Origin of the sequence: Flammeovirga sp. EKP202 (genome assembly GCF_014534745.1) — a bacterium.
Lineage (GTDB): Bacteria > Bacteroidota > Bacteroidia > Cytophagales > Flammeovirgaceae > Flammeovirga.
The window spans coordinates 1-25,803 of record NZ_JACVVP010000011.1 but is presented as its reverse complement, the minus strand read 5'-3'; the positions used below and the strand labels follow the sequence as shown (position 1 = coordinate 25,803).

19 protein-coding genes are annotated in these 25,803 nt (G+C 33.7%); 1 reads left to right on the top strand and 18 read right to left on the bottom strand.

The window, feature by feature from the left end; genetic code table 11:
- Nucleotides 1-20: 20 nt before the first annotated feature.
- The 15 genes from IC221_RS08915 to IC221_RS08845 all read right to left on the bottom strand — a co-directional run bounded on the left by IC221_RS08915 (nucleotide 21) and on the right by IC221_RS08845 (nucleotide 20,498).
- Nucleotides 21-254: a hypothetical protein gene (locus IC221_RS08915; RefSeq protein ID WP_188168635.1), complete on the bottom strand. Its 234-nt coding sequence runs from the start codon at nucleotides 252-254 to the stop codon at nucleotides 21-23.
- Between the two features lie 147 nt (nucleotides 255-401).
- Nucleotides 402-1,760 (bottom strand): metallophosphoesterase family protein, encoded by a 1,359-nt coding sequence (locus tag IC221_RS08910; RefSeq protein ID WP_188168634.1) that lies wholly within the window; start codon nucleotides 1,758-1,760, stop codon nucleotides 402-404.
- 517 nt (nucleotides 1,761-2,277) lie between these two features.
- Entirely contained in the window at nucleotides 2,278-3,351 is a 1,074-nt protein-coding gene (locus IC221_RS08905; protein WP_188168633.1) for a serine hydrolase, read from the bottom strand.
- An 11-nt stretch (nucleotides 3,352-3,362) separates the two neighbouring features.
- Nucleotides 3,363-4,598 carry a serine hydrolase gene (locus IC221_RS08900; protein ID WP_188168632.1) on the bottom strand — a complete coding sequence of 412 codons (1,236 nt, stop codon included), beginning with the start codon at nucleotides 4,596-4,598 and terminating at the stop codon, nucleotides 3,363-3,365.
- A gap of 285 nt (nucleotides 4,599-4,883) precedes the next feature.
- Complete coding sequence (gene rsgA / locus IC221_RS08895) at nucleotides 4,884-5,948, bottom strand: ribosome small subunit-dependent GTPase A (protein ID WP_223241334.1); 1,065 nt, start codon at nucleotides 5,946-5,948, stop codon at nucleotides 4,884-4,886.
- 695 nt (nucleotides 5,949-6,643) lie between these two features.
- Nucleotides 6,644-7,507, bottom strand: coding sequence for an HAEPLYID family protein (locus tag IC221_RS08890; protein WP_188168631.1), 864 nt, complete (start codon nucleotides 7,505-7,507; stop codon nucleotides 6,644-6,646).
- A gap of 494 nt (nucleotides 7,508-8,001) precedes the next feature.
- Complete coding sequence (locus tag IC221_RS08885) at nucleotides 8,002-9,015, bottom strand: L-dopachrome tautomerase-related protein (protein ID WP_188168630.1); 1,014 nt, start codon at nucleotides 9,013-9,015, stop codon at nucleotides 8,002-8,004.
- Between the two features lie 299 nt (nucleotides 9,016-9,314).
- Nucleotides 9,315-10,256 carry a DNA-processing protein DprA gene (locus IC221_RS08880; protein WP_188168629.1) on the bottom strand — a complete coding sequence of 314 codons (942 nt, stop codon included), beginning with the start codon at nucleotides 10,254-10,256 and terminating at the stop codon, nucleotides 9,315-9,317.
- A gap of 199 nt (nucleotides 10,257-10,455) precedes the next feature.
- Complete coding sequence (locus IC221_RS08875) at nucleotides 10,456-11,217, bottom strand: GNAT family N-acetyltransferase (RefSeq protein WP_188168628.1); 762 nt, start codon at nucleotides 11,215-11,217, stop codon at nucleotides 10,456-10,458.
- A gap of 560 nt (nucleotides 11,218-11,777) precedes the next feature.
- Nucleotides 11,778-13,181, bottom strand: coding sequence for a sialate O-acetylesterase (locus tag IC221_RS08870; protein ID WP_188168627.1), 1,404 nt, complete (start codon nucleotides 13,179-13,181; stop codon nucleotides 11,778-11,780).
- Nucleotides 13,182-13,475: 294 nt separating this feature from the next.
- Nucleotides 13,476-14,147 carry a LytTR family DNA-binding domain-containing protein gene (locus tag IC221_RS08865; protein WP_188168626.1) on the bottom strand — a complete coding sequence of 224 codons (672 nt, stop codon included), beginning with the start codon at nucleotides 14,145-14,147 and terminating at the stop codon, nucleotides 13,476-13,478.
- Entirely contained in the window at nucleotides 14,144-15,259 is a 1,116-nt protein-coding gene (locus tag IC221_RS08860) for a sensor histidine kinase (protein WP_188168625.1), read from the bottom strand. Before IC221_RS08860 ends, IC221_RS08865 begins: the two co-directional genes overlap by 4 nt.
- Nucleotides 15,260-15,359: 100 nt before the next feature.
- The gene (locus tag IC221_RS08855) at nucleotides 15,360-15,866 is read right to left on the bottom strand and encodes a hypothetical protein (protein WP_188168624.1); all 507 of its coding nucleotides are present in this window, start codon (nucleotides 15,864-15,866) and stop codon (nucleotides 15,360-15,362) included.
- Between the two features lie 349 nt (nucleotides 15,867-16,215).
- Nucleotides 16,216-17,655 (bottom strand): hypothetical protein, encoded by a 1,440-nt coding sequence (locus IC221_RS08850; protein ID WP_188168623.1) that lies wholly within the window; start codon nucleotides 17,653-17,655, stop codon nucleotides 16,216-16,218.
- Nucleotides 17,656-17,717: 62 nt separating this feature from the next.
- The gene (locus tag IC221_RS08845) at nucleotides 17,718-20,498 is read right to left on the bottom strand and encodes a TonB-dependent receptor (RefSeq protein WP_188168622.1); all 2,781 of its coding nucleotides are present in this window, start codon (nucleotides 20,496-20,498) and stop codon (nucleotides 17,718-17,720) included.
- 377 nt (nucleotides 20,499-20,875) lie between these two features.
- On the opposite strand from IC221_RS08845, the gene bluB reads away from it, so the two are divergent.
- Nucleotides 20,876-21,484 carry a 5,6-dimethylbenzimidazole synthase gene (gene bluB, locus IC221_RS08840; RefSeq protein WP_188168621.1) on the top strand — a complete coding sequence of 203 codons (609 nt, stop codon included), beginning with the start codon at nucleotides 20,876-20,878 and terminating at the stop codon, nucleotides 21,482-21,484.
- A 178-nt stretch (nucleotides 21,485-21,662) separates the two neighbouring features.
- Here the strand turns inward: bluB and IC221_RS08835 are convergent, their stop codons facing one another.
- From IC221_RS08835 to IC221_RS08825, 3 genes are all read right to left on the bottom strand, one after another.
- Nucleotides 21,663-22,211: a GNAT family N-acetyltransferase gene (locus IC221_RS08835; protein ID WP_188168620.1), complete on the bottom strand. Its 549-nt coding sequence runs from the start codon at nucleotides 22,209-22,211 to the stop codon at nucleotides 21,663-21,665.
- Nucleotides 22,212-22,258: 47 nt separating this feature from the next.
- Nucleotides 22,259-22,777 carry a GNAT family N-acetyltransferase gene (locus tag IC221_RS08830; protein ID WP_188168619.1) on the bottom strand — a complete coding sequence of 173 codons (519 nt, stop codon included), beginning with the start codon at nucleotides 22,775-22,777 and terminating at the stop codon, nucleotides 22,259-22,261.
- A gap of 676 nt (nucleotides 22,778-23,453) precedes the next feature.
- Entirely contained in the window at nucleotides 23,454-25,061 is a 1,608-nt protein-coding gene (locus tag IC221_RS08825) for an alpha-L-fucosidase (protein WP_188168618.1), read from the bottom strand.
- Nucleotides 25,062-25,803 lie beyond the last annotated feature (742 nt).

The following is a 25,803-nucleotide window of genomic DNA, read 5'->3' as shown; positions in this document are numbered from 1 at the left end:
AATGATAAGTACTTTTTAATTTATTCTTTCCTTCGAAATAGTGAAACCAAAGATACAAAAGCCCAAACGCCTTCTAATACAATAAATGGAATATAATTCATCAAAACAGAAGCCAGGCATGCTAAGGAAGCTCCAAATAGGTTTAAGAGTTTATAGATCATACTCCCTCTCTCTAATTTTCCTGAAACATTTAAAGTATAGGCTAGTAGAATTTGAAATACGCCCAATGAACCAATCCAATCTATTTCATTCATGATAATTTTGAATTAATACGGTTAAAAGTCAAGATATTTCAATTTACATTATTTTGATTAGACTGTAGATACTAGATTGGCAATAAGCGTATTTAAAAAAAGTCTTTCCACTATTTCATTAAAGTAGCGGAAAGACCATTATTAATTTTACTTTTCAGTAAGTTTTTTCTTACCCGTTTTAAAGTCTTTTGTGATGACGGCTCTATCATACTCCTCCCCAATCGCTGTATACGCCACATAGGTCAACTTATCTCCATCAATTTTGATGACTTGATAAAACTGCGTCTGCTCACCTGATTCATCCAATTCATAACCATCAGCTTTATATTCCTTCATTTGCTCCGGGTCTAACTTATACTGTTTTGGCCCACTCACTGAAGTAACATAAACTGTACTTAAAAACTTTGATTTCTTATTATCTGAAGTTCTTGTGGGAACGTGACCTCTAGCATAAGTATGATCATGGCCATTCAATACCAAATCGACATTATATTTATCTAAAAGCGGTTTCCAATGATCTCTTGCAAATTGAAAATTACGTCCCTTTGCAGGTGAAAAAACAGAATGATGACAAGTGACAATTTTCCATTTTGCATCACAATCTTTTAGCTGTTGCTCTAGGTATGTGGTTTGTTCTTCCAACAAGTCATTTGAATTCAAAACGATCACACGCACATCCTGATAGTCCACAGTGTAAACTGTCTCATGTAAATTTGTATTTAAAGACTTCTCTACTGGCAACGTAAATTGAGGTCTCCACTGAATTGCCAATTGCTTCTTCTCTCCTTTTTCCAAACCTCTAAATTCATGATTTCCTACTACTGGAATCGATGTCCATTGGCTATGGATAAACCCACCTGCTTTGTACCACTCAGCCCATTCCATATCTCGATGTGCCTTGTTGATCAAATCACCAGCGTGCACTACAAAAGAGGCATTTGGTGCGGTTTGATAAGCCATTCGGATCACGCGTGACCAATGGTCTAATACATCATTTTGAGCATCTCCAAAGTAAACAAACTCAATGGGTGCATACTCACTTTTGGCGGTACGGAAATGAATCCATTCAGACCAGTGTTCTTTTCCATCTCCTACACGGTAAGCATATAATTTATCAGGCTCTAATCCCTCAAATACCACGCTATGATAGTGTACTTTTAAAGACGCATTACTTTTATACAACCCCAAGTCAAATTCTTCAGTAGTAGCTTTAAAATCTTTTGATGCTTCGGTAAACTTTGAGTTGACTGTAGCTTCCGCTATTTGAGCAACTGCACTTTCCACACTTGTATCCGTTCTCCAAGTTACTGCTCTACTTGTGGCCGGATCTCCATGAAAAGTTAATATAATTCGATCAGGATCCTTACTTGGTATTTCCCAATGATGCAACCCTTCATGTGAGTGCGAATGATCATGGCTATGATCATGATGATGTTGTGCCATGGCGAGATTTCCAAAAAGACACAATAAGATGATTGAAGTGAGTATTGATGTATAGACTTTCATAACTACATTTTTATTAGCACATTTTAAACTAAGTGATCGTCAACTTTTGATTAGTCTTTCTATAAACATTTATAGGATCTACTTTCAAACTTCCTTCTTCTTCATTTTTGTCTTAACACAAAAACGAAGCAAAAAGTCAAGGTTTAGAAGTCAAAAGCTAAATTCCATTTCTATCGCCTCAATGATTTTAAACTCGCTGTGCTCAAACAGCAAAATCATTTTTAACGGCTCAATCCATGAAATTCTTAACGCTTTTTCCCTTCAAGACCGAGGGAAGAAGTACCAAACAAATTGGGTAGAAAACTGGCGCGAATGTTAAGCGTTAGCGTCATTCGTGTCCTACAGATCAGCAGAAATCTCCTGATTTCTAAACACCATAAATATTCGAAAACTTAGTTTATAATGTAATTAGTTTAATTTATGTGGCAAAAGAATTAAAAAAATCGATTTTATGATTAATAAAATATTAATACTTGACCTTTGATGTTAATTCTTTATCAGATTCTATAAAAATAGTTTATTCCTTTAAAAGCAACTTCAATATAGGCTTCAATATCTCTTGCCTATAATCTTCATTATAATCACAATTACCTAAAACGACTGCCCCAATATTTTTCTCTGGTATCATTAGAAGTAAGCTTCGAAATCCCCTGTCTCCACCAAAATGACCTATGACCTTATATCCATCAATCTCAAAAATTTGAAAACCTAAACCAATGTGGTCATATACCGAAGTTGATGAGTTTTGCATTTGATAATATATATTGTTAGAGTCACTATTCAGCAATTGTTTCAGAAAGTAATTCATCCATTTTGATAAATCAATTGACGAAGCATTTAGTGTACTGCTCGGTGCATGTTCTCTGGTATAAGGATAGGTTTTTCGCACCATCACACTATTCCCTTTTTTAGTATGAGGCTTTACTTTCAACTCATCCTTTATTTTGAAATACCTAAAATCACTATCCCCCATTTGTATGGGATTTAATAGTTGATCTGCTATATAATCTTCAAAGTATTGGCCTGAGACTTTTTCTATCAAAAGACCTAAAATATCATATCCCAAGTTACTGTACTTATAAACTGTATTAGGCGTGTACTTTGTTTTCAGTTTGTTGTTTTGAATATAAGATGAAAGCGCTTTATCTGATTGATGATTATTTTGCCAATGATAATTATTGATATCTGGTAAACCCGAAGTATGATTCAATAATGACTTGATATCAATTTCTTCTACTCTCTTATCAGAATAATTAAGGGTTGAAATCACATCTACTAATCGATCTTCTAAGTTTATTTTACCTTCTTCTACCAACAGCATTATGGCTTGGGCCGTCAATAACTTACTTACGGAAGCAGTATGAAATACAGACTGACTTTCTATTTTTTGGGTTGTATGAACCTCTTTCACACCATATCCCTTAGTATAAAGAATAGACCCATTGCTCACCACTCCAATACTAATTCCAGGAATCATATATAGTTCCATATTAGAAGTAACGATTGAATCAATTTTTGTTTGGAGTGAAATATCCTGAGCATGAACATTTAAGAACACAAGTGACAAAATGCTCAATAAATATAATTTCATAAACGTGATAATTATAGTACTTCTTTTTCTTTATTCTCTATTTGGGCCATGATTTGAGTAAAAATCTTTCCATAACTGACTTTTCTTTTTTCACCAAGGCGAACCATAATGATGTCTTCAGATGGATTCAAATATAAGATTTGTCCCAAAATGCCAACTGCGTAAAAGTTCTCGGAGCAATAATTGATCTGCCACTCCTTTGACGAATTGGATACTCTTTCTACATAGAAGTTCTGATATTTATTTTCAATAGCAGCATTCACAGCACTGAGAGAATCAGTATAAGCATTTCCTTCTTTATCTTTATCGTTCTCAGCAGATTGACTATACCATTGATATTGGTAGCAATCGTTCTCCATGTTTGCTGTTTTAGATCTTAAAATCCAATCTTCACTCACTATTTGAGTCCCATTCCAATTTCCATTGTTCAGGTATAAACGACCTATTTTTGCAAGGTCTCTTGCTGTTGTATTCAAGCAACAAAAAGCTTTAGTTGATCTATTTTTATTATCGTCGACACTCCAAGAAGCATCGAACTCCATTCCCATCGGTTGCCAAACTTTTTGCTCAAGGTATTTTCCAAGTTCCATCTGCGTGGCACGTTCTACTACCATTCCTAAAACAGCAGTTGAAATACTTTGATAATCATGAACTTCACCTGGTTCATATTCAAACTTAAGGTTTTTGAATTGTTTTAATTGATTTTTACCATAATACAATCGAGCAACGTGTGCAAAAGGATTTAAATAGGCTTCTTTAAACTTCAATCCTGAACGCATTTCAAGTAAATCTTCTACCGTTAATTTCAGGTACATTGGGTCTCCTTCTTTTAACTCTGGGATATAGTTAACTACTGGATCGTTCACGCTTTTTATTTTTCCTTCATCAATTGCAATCCCTACCAATAAAGAAGTGATGGATTTAGATGCTGAAAAAATATTAGAAATAGAATCAGGTTTATATCCTTTATAATAGTTTTCAAAGAGAATGGTGTCCTTATGAATGACCAAAAAAGAAACAGTTGATGTTTGCTGTAAACGTTCGTCTAAGGACATAGAAACTCCTTCTGAAACAACGGTAAATTCCGTTGGCTGCTCTAGAAATTGAAATGTATTTTGACCTGTAGATATTTCTGTTTTTGGAAAAATTTTATGGTCTGTAATATTAGCATTTAATCGTGTGACATATCTACTAAGATGACACGAGCTGAATAGTACTACGATAAATAATAGTAAAAATTTTCTCATGGTTTTATTTAGAAAGAGAGTTTAGTTTATAAGATTAGATCAATGAAAGTTTTGATTTTAAAATTGTAAAAAAAATCAGTAATATCAAAAAGAAATACACACCTCATCCATCAAAAGATAATGAGGCATGTATTGTTATGAAGCGGTTCTTTAATTAAAATCAGGATAAGTGCATTTCCTTACCTTCAAGGCTGATTTAGATACTACTAAATGATGGCCTGATTACAAATCAAAAGACAAGAATTTTATAATTTCTAAGACTTCTGATTTTAAGGATAAAACTGCTTAAAAACGCTGTTTATGCTGTTTTACGGTTTTCACCATTTTTGCAAAAGATTTACCCTTCTTTCTTTTTTCAGCTTCGGAACTTGTGTAATGTTCCTGTTCTCTATGGAGTCTAAGATAATTTTCATAAGCTGCTTCTGAAAGTTCACCATCATTTACGGCTTTGATCACTGCACAACCTTTTTCATGTTGATGGGTACAGTCTGAAAATTTACATTGTTCTGAAAGTTCCATAATAAGAGGAAAAGCATCTTCCATACCACTTTGAGAAGATGTCATACCTACCTCACGAATTCCTGGATTATCAATTAAAACACCACCTTCTTCCATTACAATTAATTCACGGTGTGTTGTTGTATGTTTCCCTCGATTGGTAGTGGTTCCTATCTCTAGGGTCAGCATTTTATCTTTCCCTAAAAGAAGGTTGACCAAAGTGGATTTCCCTACACCCGAAGACCCTAAGAAACAGTATGTCTTATCTAGTTGTATCTTTGATTTTAATTGTTCGATGCAAGCAGTGTCCTCTATCATTGTGGTCAGAATATCTAACTCTGGAAAACGATCGATAATCTGTAGTTGCAATGTTTTTAATTCTTCATCACCAACTAGATCCGCCTTACTCAAAATAAGAATCGGTTCTATATTAGCATCGTAACAGAGTACCACAAAACGTTCTACTCTATTCAGATTAAAATCCCTATTGGCAGAAAAAACGATAAAAGCCTTATCAATATTAGAAGCAATGTATTGTGCTTCTCCCTCTTTCCCTATGGCTTGTCGTTTGAGTACATTATCTCTATATAAAACTTGCTGAATTAATGCTTTTCCTTCATCAAAAGGCATGATTTGTACCCAATCGCCTACCATGGGAAAATCAGTCCTATCTTCTGCTGTAAAACGAAGGTGGCCCATAATTTCAGCTTCAAATATACCCTCTTCATTTTGCACAAGATAACGTTCTTTATGCTCTGCAATGACTCTCGCCCATTCATTTCTATTTAATGCTGAATGATTAGAATATAGCTTTGAATTGAACCCTAATTGTTCAAGTGAAATTGTTTTCAATGTCTTGTATTTTATATGACTTTTTTGATTTAATTCATCTGAATATCAGATACAGTAAACCGACAGGTACTTTGGAGTACCTTACATATTTTATGGTAAGAAGAAGCACCTGCCGGACTAAGCGGAGATCAAGTGCACCATAGGTGAGCTATATGTAAATGTTGTTGTCATACAATACAAAGGTTATTTATTCTATTGTTATTTTCAAAATTTGATCAGCGAGAGAAATAGTTATTAAGAAATAATGCGTAAGGAGTAAATACATTATAAACTAAGTTTACGTTATTTATATTGTTTAGAAATCAGGAGATTTCTGATGATCTGAAGGACACGAATGACGCTGACGCTTAACATTCGCGCCATTGAGTTTTCTACCATTTTAGTTTGGTAGTTTTCCTCCTGGCATTGAAGGGAGATACCACTAAATGATGGTCTGATTACATGTCAAAAGACAAAGGTTTTATAATAATCTTCTAAAATGCAGTGCTGTAGGGACGTTGCATTGCAACGTCCTCGCGAACCACAATACACTACCATTTCCCTTTGTAAAAGTAATTATATTAGTTAATGAAAATTTAGTTTACAATATACTTACTACTGATATTCAACTAAGTAGTAGTTTCGTTGATATCATTTGTGGTTCTAAAAAACTCAATAGTTATGATAAGTATTAAGCCAAAATAATCAACTATATATTAATGTCCCGGTTCCCATATCAAACGACAAAAGGCACTTAATCTTTCATTTTCTCTAGCCACTGGAATACCTGCCACAATACCAATCAACAGATTATCGGATAAAGCAACTCTCATTTGAGGTCTGATGGTCATATCAAAATCATGATGCTCAAAAGACTGGTTAAACTCTACACCAATAAAGTTAGTAGTACCAGGAATCATATAATGCACACTGGGGTTAAACTCAAAAGAGGTGTTTATTTCTGAACTATTGAAAACTTGTTCAATTTTTGGTCCTGTATAAATCAAAGAGTGAAAATTACGTCCCCACCTTTTAGCAATAACAAAAAATGGATTGTATAAATTCCCTCTCACCAATGGATTGCCAAATTGCTGAAAATCAGAGAGCAATATCTCATTAATATAACCTAACGCCATAGACATGGCCATTTTTTCATTCACAAAGAAACTCCACTGCGTAGCGAGTTTTATACTTTCTAAACGATCAGCAGGAATAGAATCCGAAGACACTCCTTTTTGCGGAGCATAAAAAGTAAAAGGCAATTCTACCTCAAAACCTAAACGGTTAATGGGTGCCCATTCATACTCTACTAAAGCTTCATATTTGTCATAGTCAAGATTATCTACCAATTCCATACCTACGTTCCATTCCTTTTCACCTTTTCGAGCACCAAGGTCTCTAATGAGATCAATATATAAAGGTTCGGCGTGAAGTACCTTTGCAGGCAAATTATTGTCTTGATAGTTTTCAATAAATAAGCTGTCTATTTCTCTTTTGCTTCTTAGCTCTTCTTGAGCAAAAACAGCAACAGAAGCGAACAAACTGAACAGTATAGCAACCGCTATTTTTCTGATTGTCATGAGGATAAAGTATATTTTACAGATGATAGAAAAGTAAATTATTATTTATTTCTGTGATTTAATAATTATAAGTATTTAATGCCACTGCATTTAAAAAAATTAGGCTTCTAAATCACAACGAGCAAATATAATCAATGTTAAAAATGTAAGGGTTGTTATAGTGAAAATAGTAAGCAATACTCTTTTTAATGGGATTTCGAATAGTAAAAGTATCTACAAGTCAAGGTGTTGCAGATGGTCTACAGGGCACGAACGATTATAAAGTTTAACAGAATGCCTGTATTTTTTCTACCTAACGCTAATTAAGAGCCTCAATTGGCTCTGAAAAGAAAGGCGTTAAGAAATTCATAATTAGCTTTATAATTTTTTACTGATGAGTAATTGAGTTGATCTAATTGACTCATTTCAACTCTAAAGTATCATTTTATTTTTACATGAAATACTCTAGAGTTGAAGAAATTTATGAGTTCTTATCTTAGTTTCAAAACTAAGATTTAATTGGTCATTCCATCGAGCAATGACATTGAAACCTTGTACACTTCGTACTTTCCTCTTTTTTCTTCAGGAAGGTGAATTTGAGAAGTGGTAAAGAAAATTTCTCTTTCTAGGTTCTTCGCAAAAGAATCAGCCCAACGGATACGTTTGTCTTTCAACAAATGAATCAATTTACCTTCCTTTGTCAAAACGTTCACACCATTCGTTTCTAAACCTCCTAACCAGAGATTTCCCTTTCTATCAAATAACATCCCATCGGTGGCAGGTATATTTGCTACTTTTTGTACGGCATTTTGAACATCTTCCTCAGAAGTATTCTCATCTAACAATACAGCCGTTTTTATCTTATATAAAGTATGAGAAGTAAGTGCAATAAAATACAACTCACTAAAATCAGGTGATAAAGCAATTCCATCTGAAGCCACACTATTTTCCCATTTTAAACCATCACAAATCAAGTGATCCAACTCAGATTGTACACTTTTGTGACCGGTAAGAAAGCGTTTTGATGAACCTGATTTCAAGTCTAAAAGAATGATTCCACCAATGCCTGAGTCAGTGATATAAGCTACTTCGTTCTCAATATCAATTCTGACATCATTATAGTAAGAGTTCTCGAAATAATTCTCCTCAGGGAAATTATAAGATCTAATCAGTTCATCTGTACTTAAATCAAACACATACAGAACAGGACCTCCATCTACTACTCCCTTGAAATGCTTATTGGAAGTGTCTAAAACCCATAATCTGTTTTTGCTATCACAAACTACACTCTGAACCGCATAAAATGAAAAATCACCGATTTTAGTATTCCACATTTCAGAAGGATAAGGATAAGCTTTTCCATCTTTAATTTCAGCCACAGAATAGGTAATACTATCCGTCCATGTTGGATAATTTACAAATACTCTATTGTTTTTACTCACAGCAATTCCTGTCCATTGTTCAGCAGATTGTGCTATAAGAGTAAGTGGGTCTTGATTTGAGGTTTTCTCCGCTTTTTGACAGCCCAATAAAAGGCATATGCAAAAAATGAGATTTAAAATTAAAGGTTTAATATTCATTTATTTTAAGGAAGATGTAAATGCAAAATCAAAAAATCACTTCGCACTTTTATTTATTCAGTGAACAAAACTAAAAAACTTACGCTGAATCTTAAAATTTGCTATTCGGAAATCCTAATTTTTAGGAAGTGTTTAGAATTGTACAGATTACTATTATATACTCTATTTTGTAATACAACTTAAAAAAAATTGAACTTTTTATTCACTCCAAATTTATTGGTAACAATGTAGGATTATTTAGAATTTCCTTAAAAAGGCAATTCCTCCTCCTTAAAAAATTGTGGATAGTCGTTTTTTGATGTAATTATTTTAATATCGCAAACGACACTATCTTTATGAACATCTTTCGCTCGACAATAAGAAATGAGCCCCTCTTTTTCATCAGAGATCAATAGTTTATTACCGCTATTTATAGGATAATTAATCGCAGAATCGATTGGTTTTATCACTCCAAGGACCTTTTCAGAACGGGCAAAATAACTTAAAACAAAGCGAGTATCATCGGAAGTTGTATCTTGGATAAGTACTACTCTGTTAGAAAGACTTGCTAATACTTTACAAGCTTCAATATATTTATAATCGTCATAGGTAACTTCAGGAGGAAAAGGGGAAACGACAGTGATTGAATCAGAATGAAAAATATCATTATCAGGAAGATAGACCTGATCAATACCAGAAGCTACAACCTCAATCAGAAAGTTATCCTTCGTTTCTTTCACTATGGCAGAAATACCCTTCTGATGCATTACATTCAATGTTATTTCTTCTTCATCACTAAATTCTGTAATTTTTTGGCTGATAATCTGCCCATGTTTATCGGGGTTTTTCGTTCCGATTACACCTACACTGTATTCATTTAAAATCTGTTCATTCCCAGCTACATAAAGTACCGGCCAAAGTTCACTTACTTGAAGTACATTTTGTGGATAATGATCATTTAAAAATGATATTGGATGAATTGAATATTTCTTACAATTATCTAAAATTTGCGAGGCAGTAGTGATACCTTTTTCAATATCCTCTAGCGTAGTCTTATTTATTCTTTTGGTCTCCTCCAGCACAAGCGTTATTGCCTCTCTAACTGAGGAACATTTTTTTTCAGCATTACGTAATGCTTTCTCGTTTCTAAAAAGAAATTTAGGACCAAATCCTTTAATATTTAATATTGACAAAATAAGAAATTCTATCATTTTTTCAAGATTATTAATGAAGCATTGAATATAATGTAATATTACGGCGATTTTTTAGATTTTTTCTATGAAGTAATAAAAAAAAGATATTATATTGCACATGGGTAAAGAATCATAGGTTAGTCACCTATATAAAAAAAAACTAGTCGGAATTATTTTCGACTAAAAGCATCCTGATCTTCAGGATGCTTTTATTTTTTTAAGCGAATTCTAATACTTTACTTTCTTCTGTAAAACCTATTCTTCTAAAAATATTTTCAGAATCTTCAGAAGCTTGCGTTACAATTGTCGCTACACCATTGCTTTTTGCATAGTCTATCGACTGCTTTACAAGTGCCTCTCCAATTCCTTGTTTTCTATTCTCTTCCATCACTGAAAGGTTATAAATTCCTGCAACTTTTGGATTAGAAGGAGAAATAAATAATTCGATCACTCCTACAACTTGTTCTCCTTCGTAATAATTGAACATTATAGTGTGTGTACATTGTAAAACTTCTTGATGAACATGATTATAATAATGTAATACATTAACATCAAACGGTTTCCAATTATTGGCAATCACAAATGCATTATCTATGATATCTTGTCTTTCTTCAACAATGCGAATCTTTTCATGAGTACCTGACTGAAGTGCTTCTATTTGAGCTCCAAATCCCTTATTGATACCCGTATTTTTAATATTGAGTTGATCAAAAATAGCTTTAACATTATCAGTTAGCTGATGTTCACTAATCCAAATACATGATTCTCTAAGTCTATTTTCATAAAAAGAAACTGCTTTTTTTAAGCCTTCTTCTTTTAATTCTTCTCCATTATGTATATGTATTACATTAAATGTATCTACTTTTAATCCACTATCAATATAACTTAAACCTTCAGCTTGAAGTACTTGCATAATATTACAAGTGGAAGGTAAAGTAGCGGCGTGCTCTTTAAAATTTTGATCTATTAGATCTTTCATCCTTCTATTTTTATATAAAATACAAAGGTAAGAGTTTAAACAATAATACGCACATACGTGCGTAAATTTAGGTGGCATATTACATTGTAAACCAAGTTTCGTTAACTTTTAATACATATTTCAACTAGATTTTATAGGACCTACTTTCAAGCTTCCTTCTTCTTCATTTTTGTCTTGAAACAAAAACGAAGCAAAAAATTCAAGGCTTTGAACGCAAAAGCTAAATTCCATTTCTTTCGCCTAAATGATTTTAAACTCGCTAAAGCTCAAACAAGAAAATCATTTTTAACGGCTCAATACATGAAATTATTAACGCTTTTCCCTTCAAGGCCAGGGTTAGAACTACTAAACGAAAAGTGTAGTAAATCAACTGGCGCGAATGTTAAGCGAGAGCGTCATTCGTGCCCTACAGATCATCAGAAATCTCCTGATTTCTAAACACCATAAATATTCGAAAATTGAATTTACAAAGTGCTAAGATAAAAATAACCTTATCAAGAATGGATATCTTAATAAGGTTATTTAAAAAACGTTTTAATTGAAAGAGAGAAGCAATAGGCTTACATTGCTTTATCTTTTATATCAATAATCTTCTGTTTAGAAAAACATGAAGCTGGTAAGCCCGATTCATTAATCAAAAGAGGTACAGCACGGCTATTCCATCCAAATCTCACATACTCCGGTTTCTTTATCTTACCAAGCTCTAAAACAACGATATCATCTTGTACTTTTGCCTTTACAATATGGTATTCCCTATCTTCTCCGCTTACTTCAAAATCACCTTGGTCTCCTTCTTCAAAATGTAAACCTTTGCTATACTTAAAATAGACATACAAGCGTTTCCCGTCTTTGATGACTTTTTCCAATTTTGGTGACTCCACTAATTCATCTTTCAATACATTATAATGCTTTTTTAATGCAACTTTAGAAAGCCTCACTCCAATTTCATCTTTTATTTTTGAATGTAAATTGTAAATATCACCTAGGTCACTGGTAACCACCATTGCCGTTTTATCAATGTGTAACAATTGTCTCTGATGATCACGAATCATTGCTCCATGTGTCATTTTTTTGTACTTATAAGGAGCTATTTGGACGTAATAAAAGGGAATTTTCCCAAATTGTTGATGCATATGATTGATCAACGTTGTCATCTGTTTTTTGTAATCTCCTTTTTTATTAGGTTGGTCTTTACCATGTGACCAAAGAATTCCTGCAAATTTGTAATCTCTATACTGATACATTAATGCATGATGTGCAATGTCTTCATGATGAAAGCTGAAAGGCTGTTTCTCAACACCTTCGTTAATATGCTCAATAGAAGCCAATTCCTGCTCTAGAAATGATTCTTCATGCCAACTATCAATGGGTTCATCTCCCCAATTTTGCACGACTATACCTACAGGTACATATAATTTCTGATTCAATTCAGAAGCAAAGTAATACCCCAATTCACTCCAGTGTTCCAAGTTTTCTTTGGTACATGCCTCCCATTTCCCTTGAATATCTTCATGGATATACCCTTTATTTTTTTGTTGTACAGTCATCATTCTTACATTAGGATAAGAAGACTTTTCGAAGACCGACTTTGGCTTATTGACATACTCATTAAAAGTAGCTGTAATATTGGATTGCCCTACGGCTAACCAAACCTCGCCAAGTACAACATTTGTCAATTTTATTTCCTCTTTTTCATTGGAAATAGTGATCGTATGTGCCTTGTACCCCCCTTGAGGTGTTGGGATTTGTACCTTCCAGTTGTTATTCTCATCGACAATTGCCGTATGAGCAAGCCCCCAAGAAGGATGAACAGAGACTTTTTCACCTTTTTTACTCCATCCCCATAGGGTTACAGTAGTATTGTGTTGCAATACCATGTTGCTGGAAAAAAGGTTACTAATAGACAAGGCATACAATGGGCTTACAAAAACCCACAGTACAAAAAGAACGATTAGTTTTTTCATTTTAATTTAGAGTAACATTAGCAGTAAGTCTATTGATTGGAAGCATTTTAAGAAATAAAAAATAATAGTATAGCTTCGATAGTAATAGTTACTGTGTCAAAAAGTTTAAGTTAATTATAAGTGCTTTAGTAGTCTATCATTCACAAAATGACAGTAAAACTAGTAATCATCAACAGCAATTATAAAATGATTTCAATGAAAAAACAAATGTCAACGTATTGAAAATTCAATATAACGTTCTAATAGTCAATAATTAACATAAATGAATCGTTAGTTGTAATATAGTATTCGTAATTATAAGTTCAACTTCTCGTAAACTAGACTCTTATATTTTTGGCCAATGGGTACTTCTTTTTCCTCAATTTTGATTCTATTACCCTCCACAACATCAATGCTATAGTTATTCACTAAGAAGGATTTGTGGACTCTTATAAAGTCATCTTTTTCTGATAGAAGTTCTTCGAAATAGGATAATTTTTGATGACAAACAATATATTCATTGGCAAAATGAAGTTTTACATAATTACCATAAGCTTCTAAAAATAAAACCTCTTTTTTATTGATTGCTTTTAGTTGTTTGTCAACTTTCACAAAAAAACGATCCGTATCGGGTGTATTGGTTTGAGGAGCAATTTTATGAAGAGCTGTCATAAATCTACTGAAACTGAAGGGTTTTAAAAGGTAATCTACCACATTCAGTTCAAAACCTTCAAGGGCAAATTCTTGATACGCCGAAGTAACAATCACTTTGGGAGGAACAGGTAACGACCTCAACATATCAAAACCTGTCATCTTAGGCATATTGATATCCAAAAATAAAAGATCTATTTCTTTAGTATGGAAAAACTCCATGGCTTCGAAAGCATCATATGCGTTCCCAACTTTCTCTAAATATGGTATTTTATGGCAATACCCCTCTATGATTCGATGGGCAATAGGTTCATCATCAATAATTAAATATCTCATACTAAATCAATTATCAAAGTTGCTTTATAGGTATCTATTGAACTACTGATTTCTAAGTTATGACAATTTGGGTAAATTAACTCTAACCTTTTTTGAAGGTTTTCAATACCAATACCTACTCTATGATCAATCAGTGCTTTATCATAATTATTTTCGATTGAAAAAATCACTTGGGTTCCTTCTTCTTCTATCTCAATAAAAATATATGCGTTCTCCACCAATGTTTCAACTCCATGTTTAAAGGCGTTTTCTAAAAGAATAATATAAAGTAAAGGTGCAATTTTATAATCAGATATCACAGAATTGATAAAATGGATCTGAACATTTTTCTGATACCTTATTTTATGTAATTCAATATAATTTTCTAAATATTTAATTTCATTCTGAATACTTACCTTTTCTTCACGTCCTTCGTAAATCGTATAACGCATCATATCACCCAACTTTAAAACGACTTCTGGGGCTTGATCTGACTTTTCAACGGTCAATCCATAAAGGTTATTGAGGGTATTAAAAAAGAAATGTGGATTAATCTGACTTTTCAAAAGCTGTAATTCTGCTCTGGACTTTTCGCTTTTTAATGATTTGATCCATTTCCACTGTTCATATACCCAAAGTGAAAATAGCACGGGGATAGTGAGTACGGTTAGGGAAATTACCGTTTCATATTGTTCTGCACTATCCACATGTTCATGAAATACATAACTGAAAAGCAAAACGGAAATAAAAAAGCCCCAAAAATATTTATAATATTTTTTGTAGAACTTTGAAGTCATGGTGTAGACGATCCAATTAAAAAGGATAACAACCAATACTATTGTAACTGGGTTTTCAGGGATTTCGGCTGCTTCATCATAAAGTGTGATGAAAATGAGAAATAACAATGCGGCTGCCAACTTCAAAAGTACTGGTATTTTCTTTTTGAGATAAGAGAGATGATGGGTAATAAATGACACTAGTAGAGACCAAAATAGCAGTGCTACAGTAAATTCTTCTGTTTCCGTAATTGGTGTAATAATAATACCAACAGACATCATTATCACTGAGAACAGTCCCGTTATTGTTGAACCAATAAGGACCGATTTTCCATATTTGATTATTTTGCTTTTCATACTTCAAAGGTAGATGACCCTTTAGAAGTCTACAATTTTTTTATTTGAACGTGTCATTTTTGATGATGAACAAGTCGATCTAATTGTTCAATGGGATATTTTAAAACCCAAATAGGCTTTTCAAATCATTGCTTTTCTCTTCTTTATCTTCTTTTAAAACCTCAATAATAAAGAATACCAAAATCATCATATCAATGATAATGCTAGCAATATTTTCTGACACTAAGGTATGAAACAAAAGATTGGACGAAAAAGACAAATTGAAAAAGGTCTGGAATGTAGAAAATAGAATACTAATTATAAGGATCACCTTAATAGGATTAAAGAAGCTCTCTTTGTTGAAAAAAAGTAAAATTCCTGATAGCAAGTAAGTAACTGAAATCACTACGCCCATATAAGCCAAGTTCAGCTTATTCACGCCAAAAGACGGGTTTTCAATCACCGAAGTAGTAGTGGTAGTTGATGCTTCTTGTAAGGAATTCTGAATTACATCACCCTGTTGTAAGATGTTGATCTCTTCCAAATTGTTGTACAACATGTGCGAACCAAACAAGATCAAAAGCAGACTTAAAAAAGCAATTGGAGAAATTATTATCTTATTTTTCATTGCATTAAAATCAATATGAATTACACATAAATTTGATTGTAACTGCTACCCTTTTGGTGAAAGGATATAAATATTAGGCAAAAGTATATTTGCTTCATAACTAACTTTAATAATAAATAGAAAAGCTAGGCTTATCTTAAGTTAATTAAAAATGTGATCTTCAAAAAAATAAATTTTGTACAAATCAAAATGTTTACCATCAATTCACATTCATAACATTATGAACTTTTAGAATTCACATAATACTAACAGATTGATTTTCTGAATATTTAATTGATTGAAAAGAGAAAACCCAAGTCACTTGTAAAAGCAACTTGGGTAAAACAATATATAATAATAGCCTAGGGAATTAGTTCGATCCGAATGCTCCAACTGTAGCTGATAAATCAGGTCTTGTGATAGTAACATCACCTACTGTTTCTACAACTTGAGGTGACAATAACTCCATGTCGTCAGTACCAAAATCAATACCTGGAGATTCTGCTTTTAATCTGAAATCAAGATCTTTGTAGTTGATTTCTTTCGCTGTATCTCCTTCAGGATTAGGTAATTGATCAATGAAAGCTACAAATTGAGGATCTTCTAACTCATCAGTCCACTCATTTACACCTGGAGTTGTGAAGAAGTTACAAGAACCGTTGAATACTGTCCAGAATGTAGTATGACCAACTGAAGTGTCGTCATTAGCATCATCATAAGGTTGGATACCATGATGAGGTAAATACCCATTACCATTTTCATGATTATTTTCTACATGACCAAAGTAATAGTTTCCTTTCACTAGCGTATTAGTACCTACAATATCAGTTGTAGGGTCTACTTTAGTACCAAACTTAGAGTTAACAATTAAGTTGTTTAAGATACGACCTCTTGCATCTTTTTCGATATTGATAGATCCACCTCTTTCTCCATCTCTTCTCCAGCCACAGTACGCCATAGTGTTGTTGTACATGTTTACGTTTGTCTGTTGATCAGATTCAATTGGCTTAGAGTTGTTGATTTTAATACCATTTGTTGCTGCTGAGTACATTAAGTTAAATGCACAATCACCAATAGTACCTTGCTTGAAGTTAAATGCTTCATCTTCCGTTGTACCCGCATAGGCTACAGTGTTGTGGAATAAAGCAATTTTACCTCTTTCTACATAAATCGCATCACCACCAGAGTGTTCAACTGTACAGTGTTCCATATATAACTGTCCTTGGTTGTTGTTGAAGAAAATAGAATAACCAAGCTCACCTGGCTCTAATTTACCAACACGAACTGCTTCAGAATTTTCATTCATAGGGCCACCTGCATACTGAACCGTTACGTAAGTCATACCGATTTCTTGATCTGGGCGTGTTTCTCCAGTAGGAACTTGACCACCATTGATACCACCCCAGTTTACACGACCATAATCAAAATAACCTGGTTGTGCTTCTGATAAAGTGAAAAGGATAGGCTGAGTTTCAGTACCCCAAGCATACATTTTACCGTGTATTACAATTTCAGGATTCATGTATGGGCTTACCCAAACAGTTACACCTTCTTCTACATTTAAAGTAGCACCTTCTTCAATAATTAAGTTTTCTGCTAACCAGTATTCCTCACCGCTTTCCAACGTTAAGTCATCACTCATTCTACCTCCAATGCTGATAGAACCTTCAGGTCTTCCCGCATCTGGATCAATAGGCTCTCTGTCATCATCACCTACTGTTACATCCTCTTTAGAACAAGAAGTTGAAAAAATAACTGGTGTTGCTAGCAATAAAAATGCTAATAATCTGTAGATAAAAACTTTTTTCATGGTTTTAGTTTTGAAAGTTTAATAGTATCCACTCCTGTTTTAAAAAGTGGAATGTCTTTTATTTAGAAATTATATTTTAATCCTACTAGGAACTGTCTTCTGTAAAAATCCTGACGGACTAATACATTATCTCCTGGATCACCTTGTTTAGGAAAATGAGCTTGAGCATCATTCACTGGTTGTCTGATTTCTACCTCATAGGCATTGTCCAACAAGTTGTAAGCTTTTAAATAAATCAATGTTTTAGGTGAAATCCTTTTCTCCACTGATAAGTCCATTTGAATAAAACCTCGCTGCCACATATCATTACCATAGAATACCGATAAGCTATGAATTCTATCTCCAGTGTAAACCGTTGCTAGCTGTACATCTAGTCCTGCTTCTGGGTTTTTGTACAATAACGAAAGGTTGGCAATATGTGCCGCCTGTCCTTGTAATGGACGTACTTCATCGGTAGATCGAATTACAATATCTGAATTATCATCATCTGGATCCTCTCTTTCATAATAGGCTTTTTCAGATACAATTTTAGAATGGGTATAAGTATAATTAGCACTGACACCAAACTTATTGAAGTATTTCACCACATCAATCTCAATACCCATGTTTTCGGCCGTACCAAAGTTATCAGGCATAATATGACCTGCCGGGCGGTTTAATGAATATTCAATTGGATTGATAAGTTGTTTATAAAACGCTCCAATCATAAATTTATCCATACCTTTTGGGAAAATCTCATAACGTAAATCTAAGTTATGACCAATTGTTCTTTCAATAAATGGATTACCCATTTCTGTCCAATCATCTTCTGTATCACCATCTTGGACAGGCACAAACTCCGAAAATCCTGGACGAATCACTGATTTAAAGTAAGAAGACCTTAGATTAGACTTTGGAGTGATTTTATACTTAAAGTGAATACTCGGTAAGAAATCAACGTACGTTTGACTCATCTTATCCAATTCATTATCCTCCAACTCATAGGTAGGTTGTGGTAAGAAGTACCCAATATCTGTATGTTCCATTCGTACACCACCTGTCACTTCTAATTTATTGTTGAAATCAAACTTGAACTGAGCATATGCTGCCCTAATATTTTCGTGTGAATTGTATTTGTTCGGAGAGAAGTTCACACCATTAGGGTTTTCAATAATCCAGTCCACATCCGTAATATCGTTCCAGTCTTCACCTTTCACAAGTGCTCTATTTCCTGCATTAAAACGATATTCTTCAAAATCATTTGTACGGTTTTTATTTCTTAGTAAACCACCCACCTTAAACTCTGTATCATAAATAAAACTGATTTCAGGAGTAAAAATAAAATTGGCATACAAAGCGATATCTTGATCATCATTATAATCCCATCTTCTTGTTAGTGAAGATCTTGCTGCTATTCTTTCTGGTTCTTCCACCCAATTGGTCATACTTCCTGATCGAGTAAATTTAGTATTATCTGGCACGTTATTACTCGCTTTAGAATATACTGTGGACCAATCTGCTTTCATCCAATCTTTCAATTGGTGCTGACCTTTTAATGTAGAGTTGAAAATTTGTTGGATCGTTGACCTGTAACGTGTCACATAACTCATTTCTCCAGCATTACCATTGATAGGGTCATAACTACCCCATGTTCTTGTTCTAGTTACATCTCTTACCTGATCGTTACGAAGATTTACAAATGCATTATACCATTGGATAGAGTGATTATTATTAATTCTATAGTCCAGTTTAGCATGTAATCCCATTCTTTTCTGAAGTTGATAGTAATCTCTATCCTCCATATTATCCAATGTTGTATTTCCATCTGAGTGCATTCCACCATTGAACCAAGTACTTTCAGATCCTCTTGCGGTTTGTTGATAACTACCTGCCAGCATCACACCCAATTTATCATTCATAAATCGGTTACCGATAGACAAACCTGCCACAATATCAGGCACAAAGTTTTTATACTGATTCAGTAAATGGTTTGTATTAAAATCACTAGGTATAGCATTGTTGATTCCCCTCCAACTTGGTGGTGTATTCATATTACCTCCATGATTCCAAGTCATAAATGGATTACCACCTCCAAATAATGAGTTATTTCCTACCGATAAATTTAACTGACCACTATAAGATTCGGGTGCGTCTTTCATTTCCATGTTAATCACACCACCTACTGCATCTCCTTCCATATCAGGTGTCAGAGCTTTAGTGACTTCCAAACGGTCTAACAGATCCGAAGGGAATAAATCTAACGGTACATAACGGTTTTTATTATCAGGTGAAGGGATTTTCACACCATTTACTAACGTATAGTTGTACCTCTTGTCCATACCTCTTACAATGGCAAACTGACCGTCACCAGAGTTATTTCTTTCTAAAGATACACCCGATATTCTTTGTACCACATTGGCAACGTTTAAGTCAGGTGACAGTTCAATATCTTGTGCTGAAACTACTGTCATCACTTTGGATGAAACTCTTTCTGTGGCACGAGCACTTTCTGCTGTTTTTCTTTCTTTAGTACCGTAGACCACTGCTTCATCCAGTTGGATTGCATCTACATCTAATACTAAATCAGCAGTATGCCATCCTGAAGCTCCAATATGAACTTCTCTTTTTAAGTCCTTGTAGCCAATATATTTTACGTTTATGGTATAATCTCCTTCAGGAAGATCATTGATTCTATAAGTACCGTCCATACCAACAACCGTTTGTTTGTTAGCCGGCTCTACTGAAATAACAGCTCCAATTAATGGCTCGCCATCACTTCCTTTTACTTCACCCTTAATTCCACCGGCATGTGCAAAAAAAGGTAGTATGAGTAGTAGAGATAATAAAGTAACTGTTCTCGTCATCGTGTAGTGTAGTAAATAACTGGTTTTGTTTTTAACACTGCAAAATAAGTGAGCAGACATGATATGATGTTTAGGAGAATATTAAGGAATAAAAAATACCATTCTTATAACACAAAATACATTGTAACGTTAAGTTTGGATTGTTAAAGTTAAAAGTTCAAAAAGTAAAAGGTAACTGATTCAAATTAGGTGACTTTACAATCGTTAAAATATGAACCTAATGTTATACTGTTAAGTCGTAAGTCTATTTTTAAAGGATTTAAACAGTTAGCGGTTATCTACTAAAGTACAATATATAGCAACTATAACTTCGTTTTTATAAGATTCTTCAATATTTTAGAAGTTAGGTTATTAAAACTAAAATATTACTGAGCATAATGGATTTATACGACTGTATACATAAAAGACGAGATACTAGACATTTTACAAAAGACGAAGTACCTGAGGAAGTACTTTTAAAAGCATTGGATGCTGCTCATGCTGCACCTTCGGTTGGGTTAACAGAACCTTGGCGTTTTTTAATTGTAAAATCTCAGCAGAAGAAAAAAGATATTAAAGCATTGTTTGATGATTCAAATAAAAGAGCAAAGTTAGGTATCAATAATGAAAGACAAAGCAAGCTCTATAGTGCTTTAAAATTAGAAGCCATCGAAGAAACACCTTTGGGAATTGCTCTCTTTTGTGATCACAGTATGTTAGAAGGTTTTACGATCGGGACTATTGGCAATAGTAGTACTCTGGAATGGAGTTGTGCTTGTGCAGTACAAAACTTATGGCTTTCTCTAACGGAACAAGGTTATGGTGCTGGATGGGTTTCCATTATGGATTATGAGAAGTTTGAAGGGTTATTTGATGTTCCTGAAACTTGGCAAAGTTTGGGTTATATGTGTGTTGGAAAACCAGCTACTGATTATGGTGGAGAACCCATGCTTCAAAAGGAAAATTGGAAAAAAAGAAGTCCTAAACCTTATATTGAGTATGTTTAAGATCACTTCTCATTGATTATAACATCAAATATAAAACACACAAGTTTACCTTTTTCAAGATCTAAGCTTGTGTGTTTTATATTTTATGCTCTAGTATGAATTTCAACTCAAAACACAAAATGGAATAATCATTAGAGTTTTTCTTATTTTAGAAAAGTTGTTAGTAGTAATCATATCTCTATCCAATACTACTTTTTTGCATCCATTCCAGCTTTGTAATCTTATACCAATGCAATGGCATTCCTTCATACATTGAATCTCTTGTATGCCTCATTCCTATTTTTCTCAATACATGATTGGAGCCTTCATTATCAAAATCAGCACATGCTTCTACATCGTTCCAACCCAATACTTCAAAGGCATAATCAAGACTTATTTTTGCTGCTTCTGTAGCATAACCTTTACCCCAAAATTCTTCTCTTAATCGATACCCTAAGTCATGATATGGACCAAATTCACTTAATACTTCTTCGATTTTTAGACCTGCCCACCCTATAAACTCATTGGTTTCTTTAAGAATACATGCCCAACGACCAATCCCCTTCTCCTCGTATTGCTGTTGGATATTATAAATGTATTCTAATGATTTTGCTTTATCCGTTAATGGTGGTATACCAATAAATTTTACAACATTAGGATTTGAGTCTAAGGCAAACATACCTTCTACATCTTCTTCTCTTAACTCTCTTAATAACAAACGTTCAGATTCAATGTGAAAAGTTTTCATAGTCAGTTTTTAATTATTATTTACGAATTATTAAAGTCCAATAGTTTTTAACCCTCTATTGAAAATTCCCATTGGTTCACTTCTTGTTCAAAATTAATAGAACCTGGCACAGTAGTATACCTTTTGATAAATTTAAAACCAACTTTTTTTAAAGTCTTGTTTGGTGCTACATTTTCTGCGAAAGGTTCACAAATTAGTTTTTTAAGTTCAAATTTCTCAAAAAATAATGGTAATGCCAATTGGATCATTCGCTCCCCAATTCCACCTCTTCTTGATTCATCTTTCCAAAGGTGCAAATGCATTTTAGCTGTGTCACCAAACTGAATTTCGTTGATATTGACATGCCCTATTGAAACACCTTCAAAAATCACGATTAATGCGTAATTCTGCTTTTCTGAATAAGGTAATTGTATTTGTTGTTCCAGCATTCCTTTAAAACCTTCTTCGGGTGGAAGTTTCTGAAGATCAACACCCAAACTTTTTAAATAGTCGGGGTCAGATTTAGTCCAATAATGAATTAGATCCTGTATATCATGATGTTGGAGTTCTCGAAGTTCGATATTCATTCTTTTATTAATGGAAGTTAGTGTTTAAATAGAAAAGAACTCCAATATAAAATTATTTTTTGTGAGTACAACTACCACATTGTAAACTAAATTATCGTCAACTTTCAGCCCATCTTTCTACAAGCATTTACAGGATCAACTTTCAAGCTTCCTTCTTCTTCATTTTTCCATTGATGAAAAACGAAGCAAAAAATCTAGGCTTAGAAGTCAAGGCCGAGGAAGATACTACTAAATAATTATCTGATTACATGTCAAAAGACAGAGGTTTTATCAAAATCTTCTAAAATGCAGTGCTGTAGGGACGTTGCATTATAACGTCCTCGCGAACCACAATATACTACCATTAATCCTTCATAAAAGAAGTTGTATTAATTAACGTAAATTTAGTTTACAAATCACTACATAATAAACTGGAATTCGGAAATTTATGGTTTTTATAAAGCAGGAGATTTCTGATGATCTGTAGGACACAAATGAGGTTTACGCTTAACATTCATGCCATAAAAAGAAAAGCATGTTTGAAAAATGATTCTCAAACATGCTCTTTGTCAAAACAAGTAGTCACACTATACTATTTTAGACCAACTATTTTAAATTGACTTGTATTGGAGTACTAAGCCGAAAAACAAATTCCGAAATAGTACTCTTCTGTTAATCTTCTAAATATTTAACCTGTCTATAAAGTTTGCTCTAATTCGCCGCCTAAGCCTGTTTGTTTTAAACCTTTACACTCTATTTTGAAGGCATGTGCATAAAGAGATGGGAAATATTTCGGTTTCTTTATGATCAACCCTTTTTCTGTTCTTTCCCATTTCAACTCTTCTTCACTACCTAATAACGTTATCTTCTCAATATCTTTATTCAAAACTCCCAAGTGAGTCCCTAATGTTGAAATTGATATATCTTCATCTGGAGTATCCATTACAATGGCATAAAAAGCATAGTCTGATTTTTTTGTAAAACGAATGTCATTTTCAGTATAAATAATCTTCTTACGCTCTATTTTGTGTCCACCTGCTGGTAAACGAGTGGGACCTTCACCAAATACATTCCATGGTCGAGTTGCATAAATCGCCTCACCATTTACTTTTAACCATTCTCCCATTTCCACTAGAAGTTTTTTCATTTCTGGTGGAATAGTACCATCAGGATTTGGAGGAACGTTCAATAGCATACTACCATTTTTAGAAACGATATCGATTAAGATATCTACTAATTCGTTTGTAGAGACAAACTTTGCATTTGAACGATAAAACCATGTACCAGGAGAAGTATCTGTAATCCAAGTAGCATTGGTAGGCTTATTCGGACGTCCTCTTTCATAGTCTCTAACTGCGGTAGATTCAGGGAAAGTTGTTTCTTTAAAAAGCACAACAACATCTTTGTCCCATTCTTTGCCTTTATTGTAATAATAAGCTAAGAACTTCTTACGGTACTCCTCATCCATATTTTCTAACCACCAGTCAAACCAAAGGATGTCCGGTTGATAGTTGTCGATATATTCTTTTAGCTTAGCCCACCATTCCTGATGAAATTTTTCAGATGGCCTATTACTATCATACCCATGAGGCTCCGTATAAAGGTCATAATCTTTTGGATCTACATTGCCATTGACGTGTGCCGGAGCAAAATACTTCCATGTAAAAGCATGATGAAATGACGCGATATATTTCATTCCTCTGCCTTCAATTTCCTTTTTTAATTCTTTTGAAATATCCTTTCCACCATAATTCACCGAGTTCCATCGGGTCGCTTTACTATCCCACATTGCAAAGTTATCATGATGCATAGCCACTGGCCCTGCAAACTTTGCTCCTGACTTCTCAAACAAATCCGCCCATTCTTTTGCATCAAAACCTGTTGGCTCAAAGTTTTCTATCAAATGTTTATAGCCTACTTCACTTGGGTCTCCAAATTGAGCGGTATGATGCTTATAATTTCCAGTAGGATTATCATTTACTGTTCCATTTTTTCTTTTTGGAAGTTGACCTGTTCGCCAGTTTGGAACGCCATTCTTTCCATACATCAGCATACCATGCCACCCTGCCAAATGTTGTTTAGGTCTCATGTTTACAAAAGCACCTGATACAGGTCCCCAGTGGGTATAAATCCCAAACTTTGCATCTTTAAACCAATCGGGAGCTATGTTCGCTTTTGAGAGGGACTCCCAATCCTCTTCAAATTTTTCTTCCTTTTGAATATTTACCTCACTCTTTCTGTTTACGACATCACAGGATGTGTACGCCAGTAAAGCACAGAGCGAAATGGCTTTAATTAATTTCATGTTATTATAAATGCTTCGGTCTTCTAATATTGTCAACACGTAACCACACTCTTGGGGTTAAAAAATAAATCGGAAACAAGAATGCTTTAACGTTTTACAAAACTAAAGTATATGTGAATGGGGTTTAGTAACATTCTTTTCAAAAATAGGGTGGTATATTAAGCATGTGATAAAAAGGAACTAAAACAGGGGGTATTCCGTTATTTTACCCATCAAATACCACCTATTTCATGTGTTTCTCACTCCTACTTCAATAGTACAGAATAAGAGTGATTTTATATTTACCACTCCTGTATCTTCAAATACCCCCTAATGTTGTTAATGGTAATTTTATGAAATGTGAATCATGGATGCATTAATGGTAAATTAATTGTGAATACCGTAGTGTAATGGGTGAATAGAGAAAGATAGATGTATTCTTACGTGTTATATGTTAGGGATCATCAAACTTAAAATACCGTTATAAATACCTCACTGTAAATTCACTTTGTAAAAGTTTCTAACGATAATTAATAACATGATATCAAAATACACTGTAAACCAAATTTTCGTCAACTTTCAATTGATATATATATATATATACAAGACTTCATAGAGTTTACTTTCAAACTTCTTTCCTCTTCATTTTGTCTTGAAACAAAAAGAAGCAAAAAATTCAAGGCTTAGAAGTCAAAAGCTAAATTCCATTCCTTTCGCCTATTGAAAGGATAACTCGATCAAAACTTCATCGTTTTGAGATGCT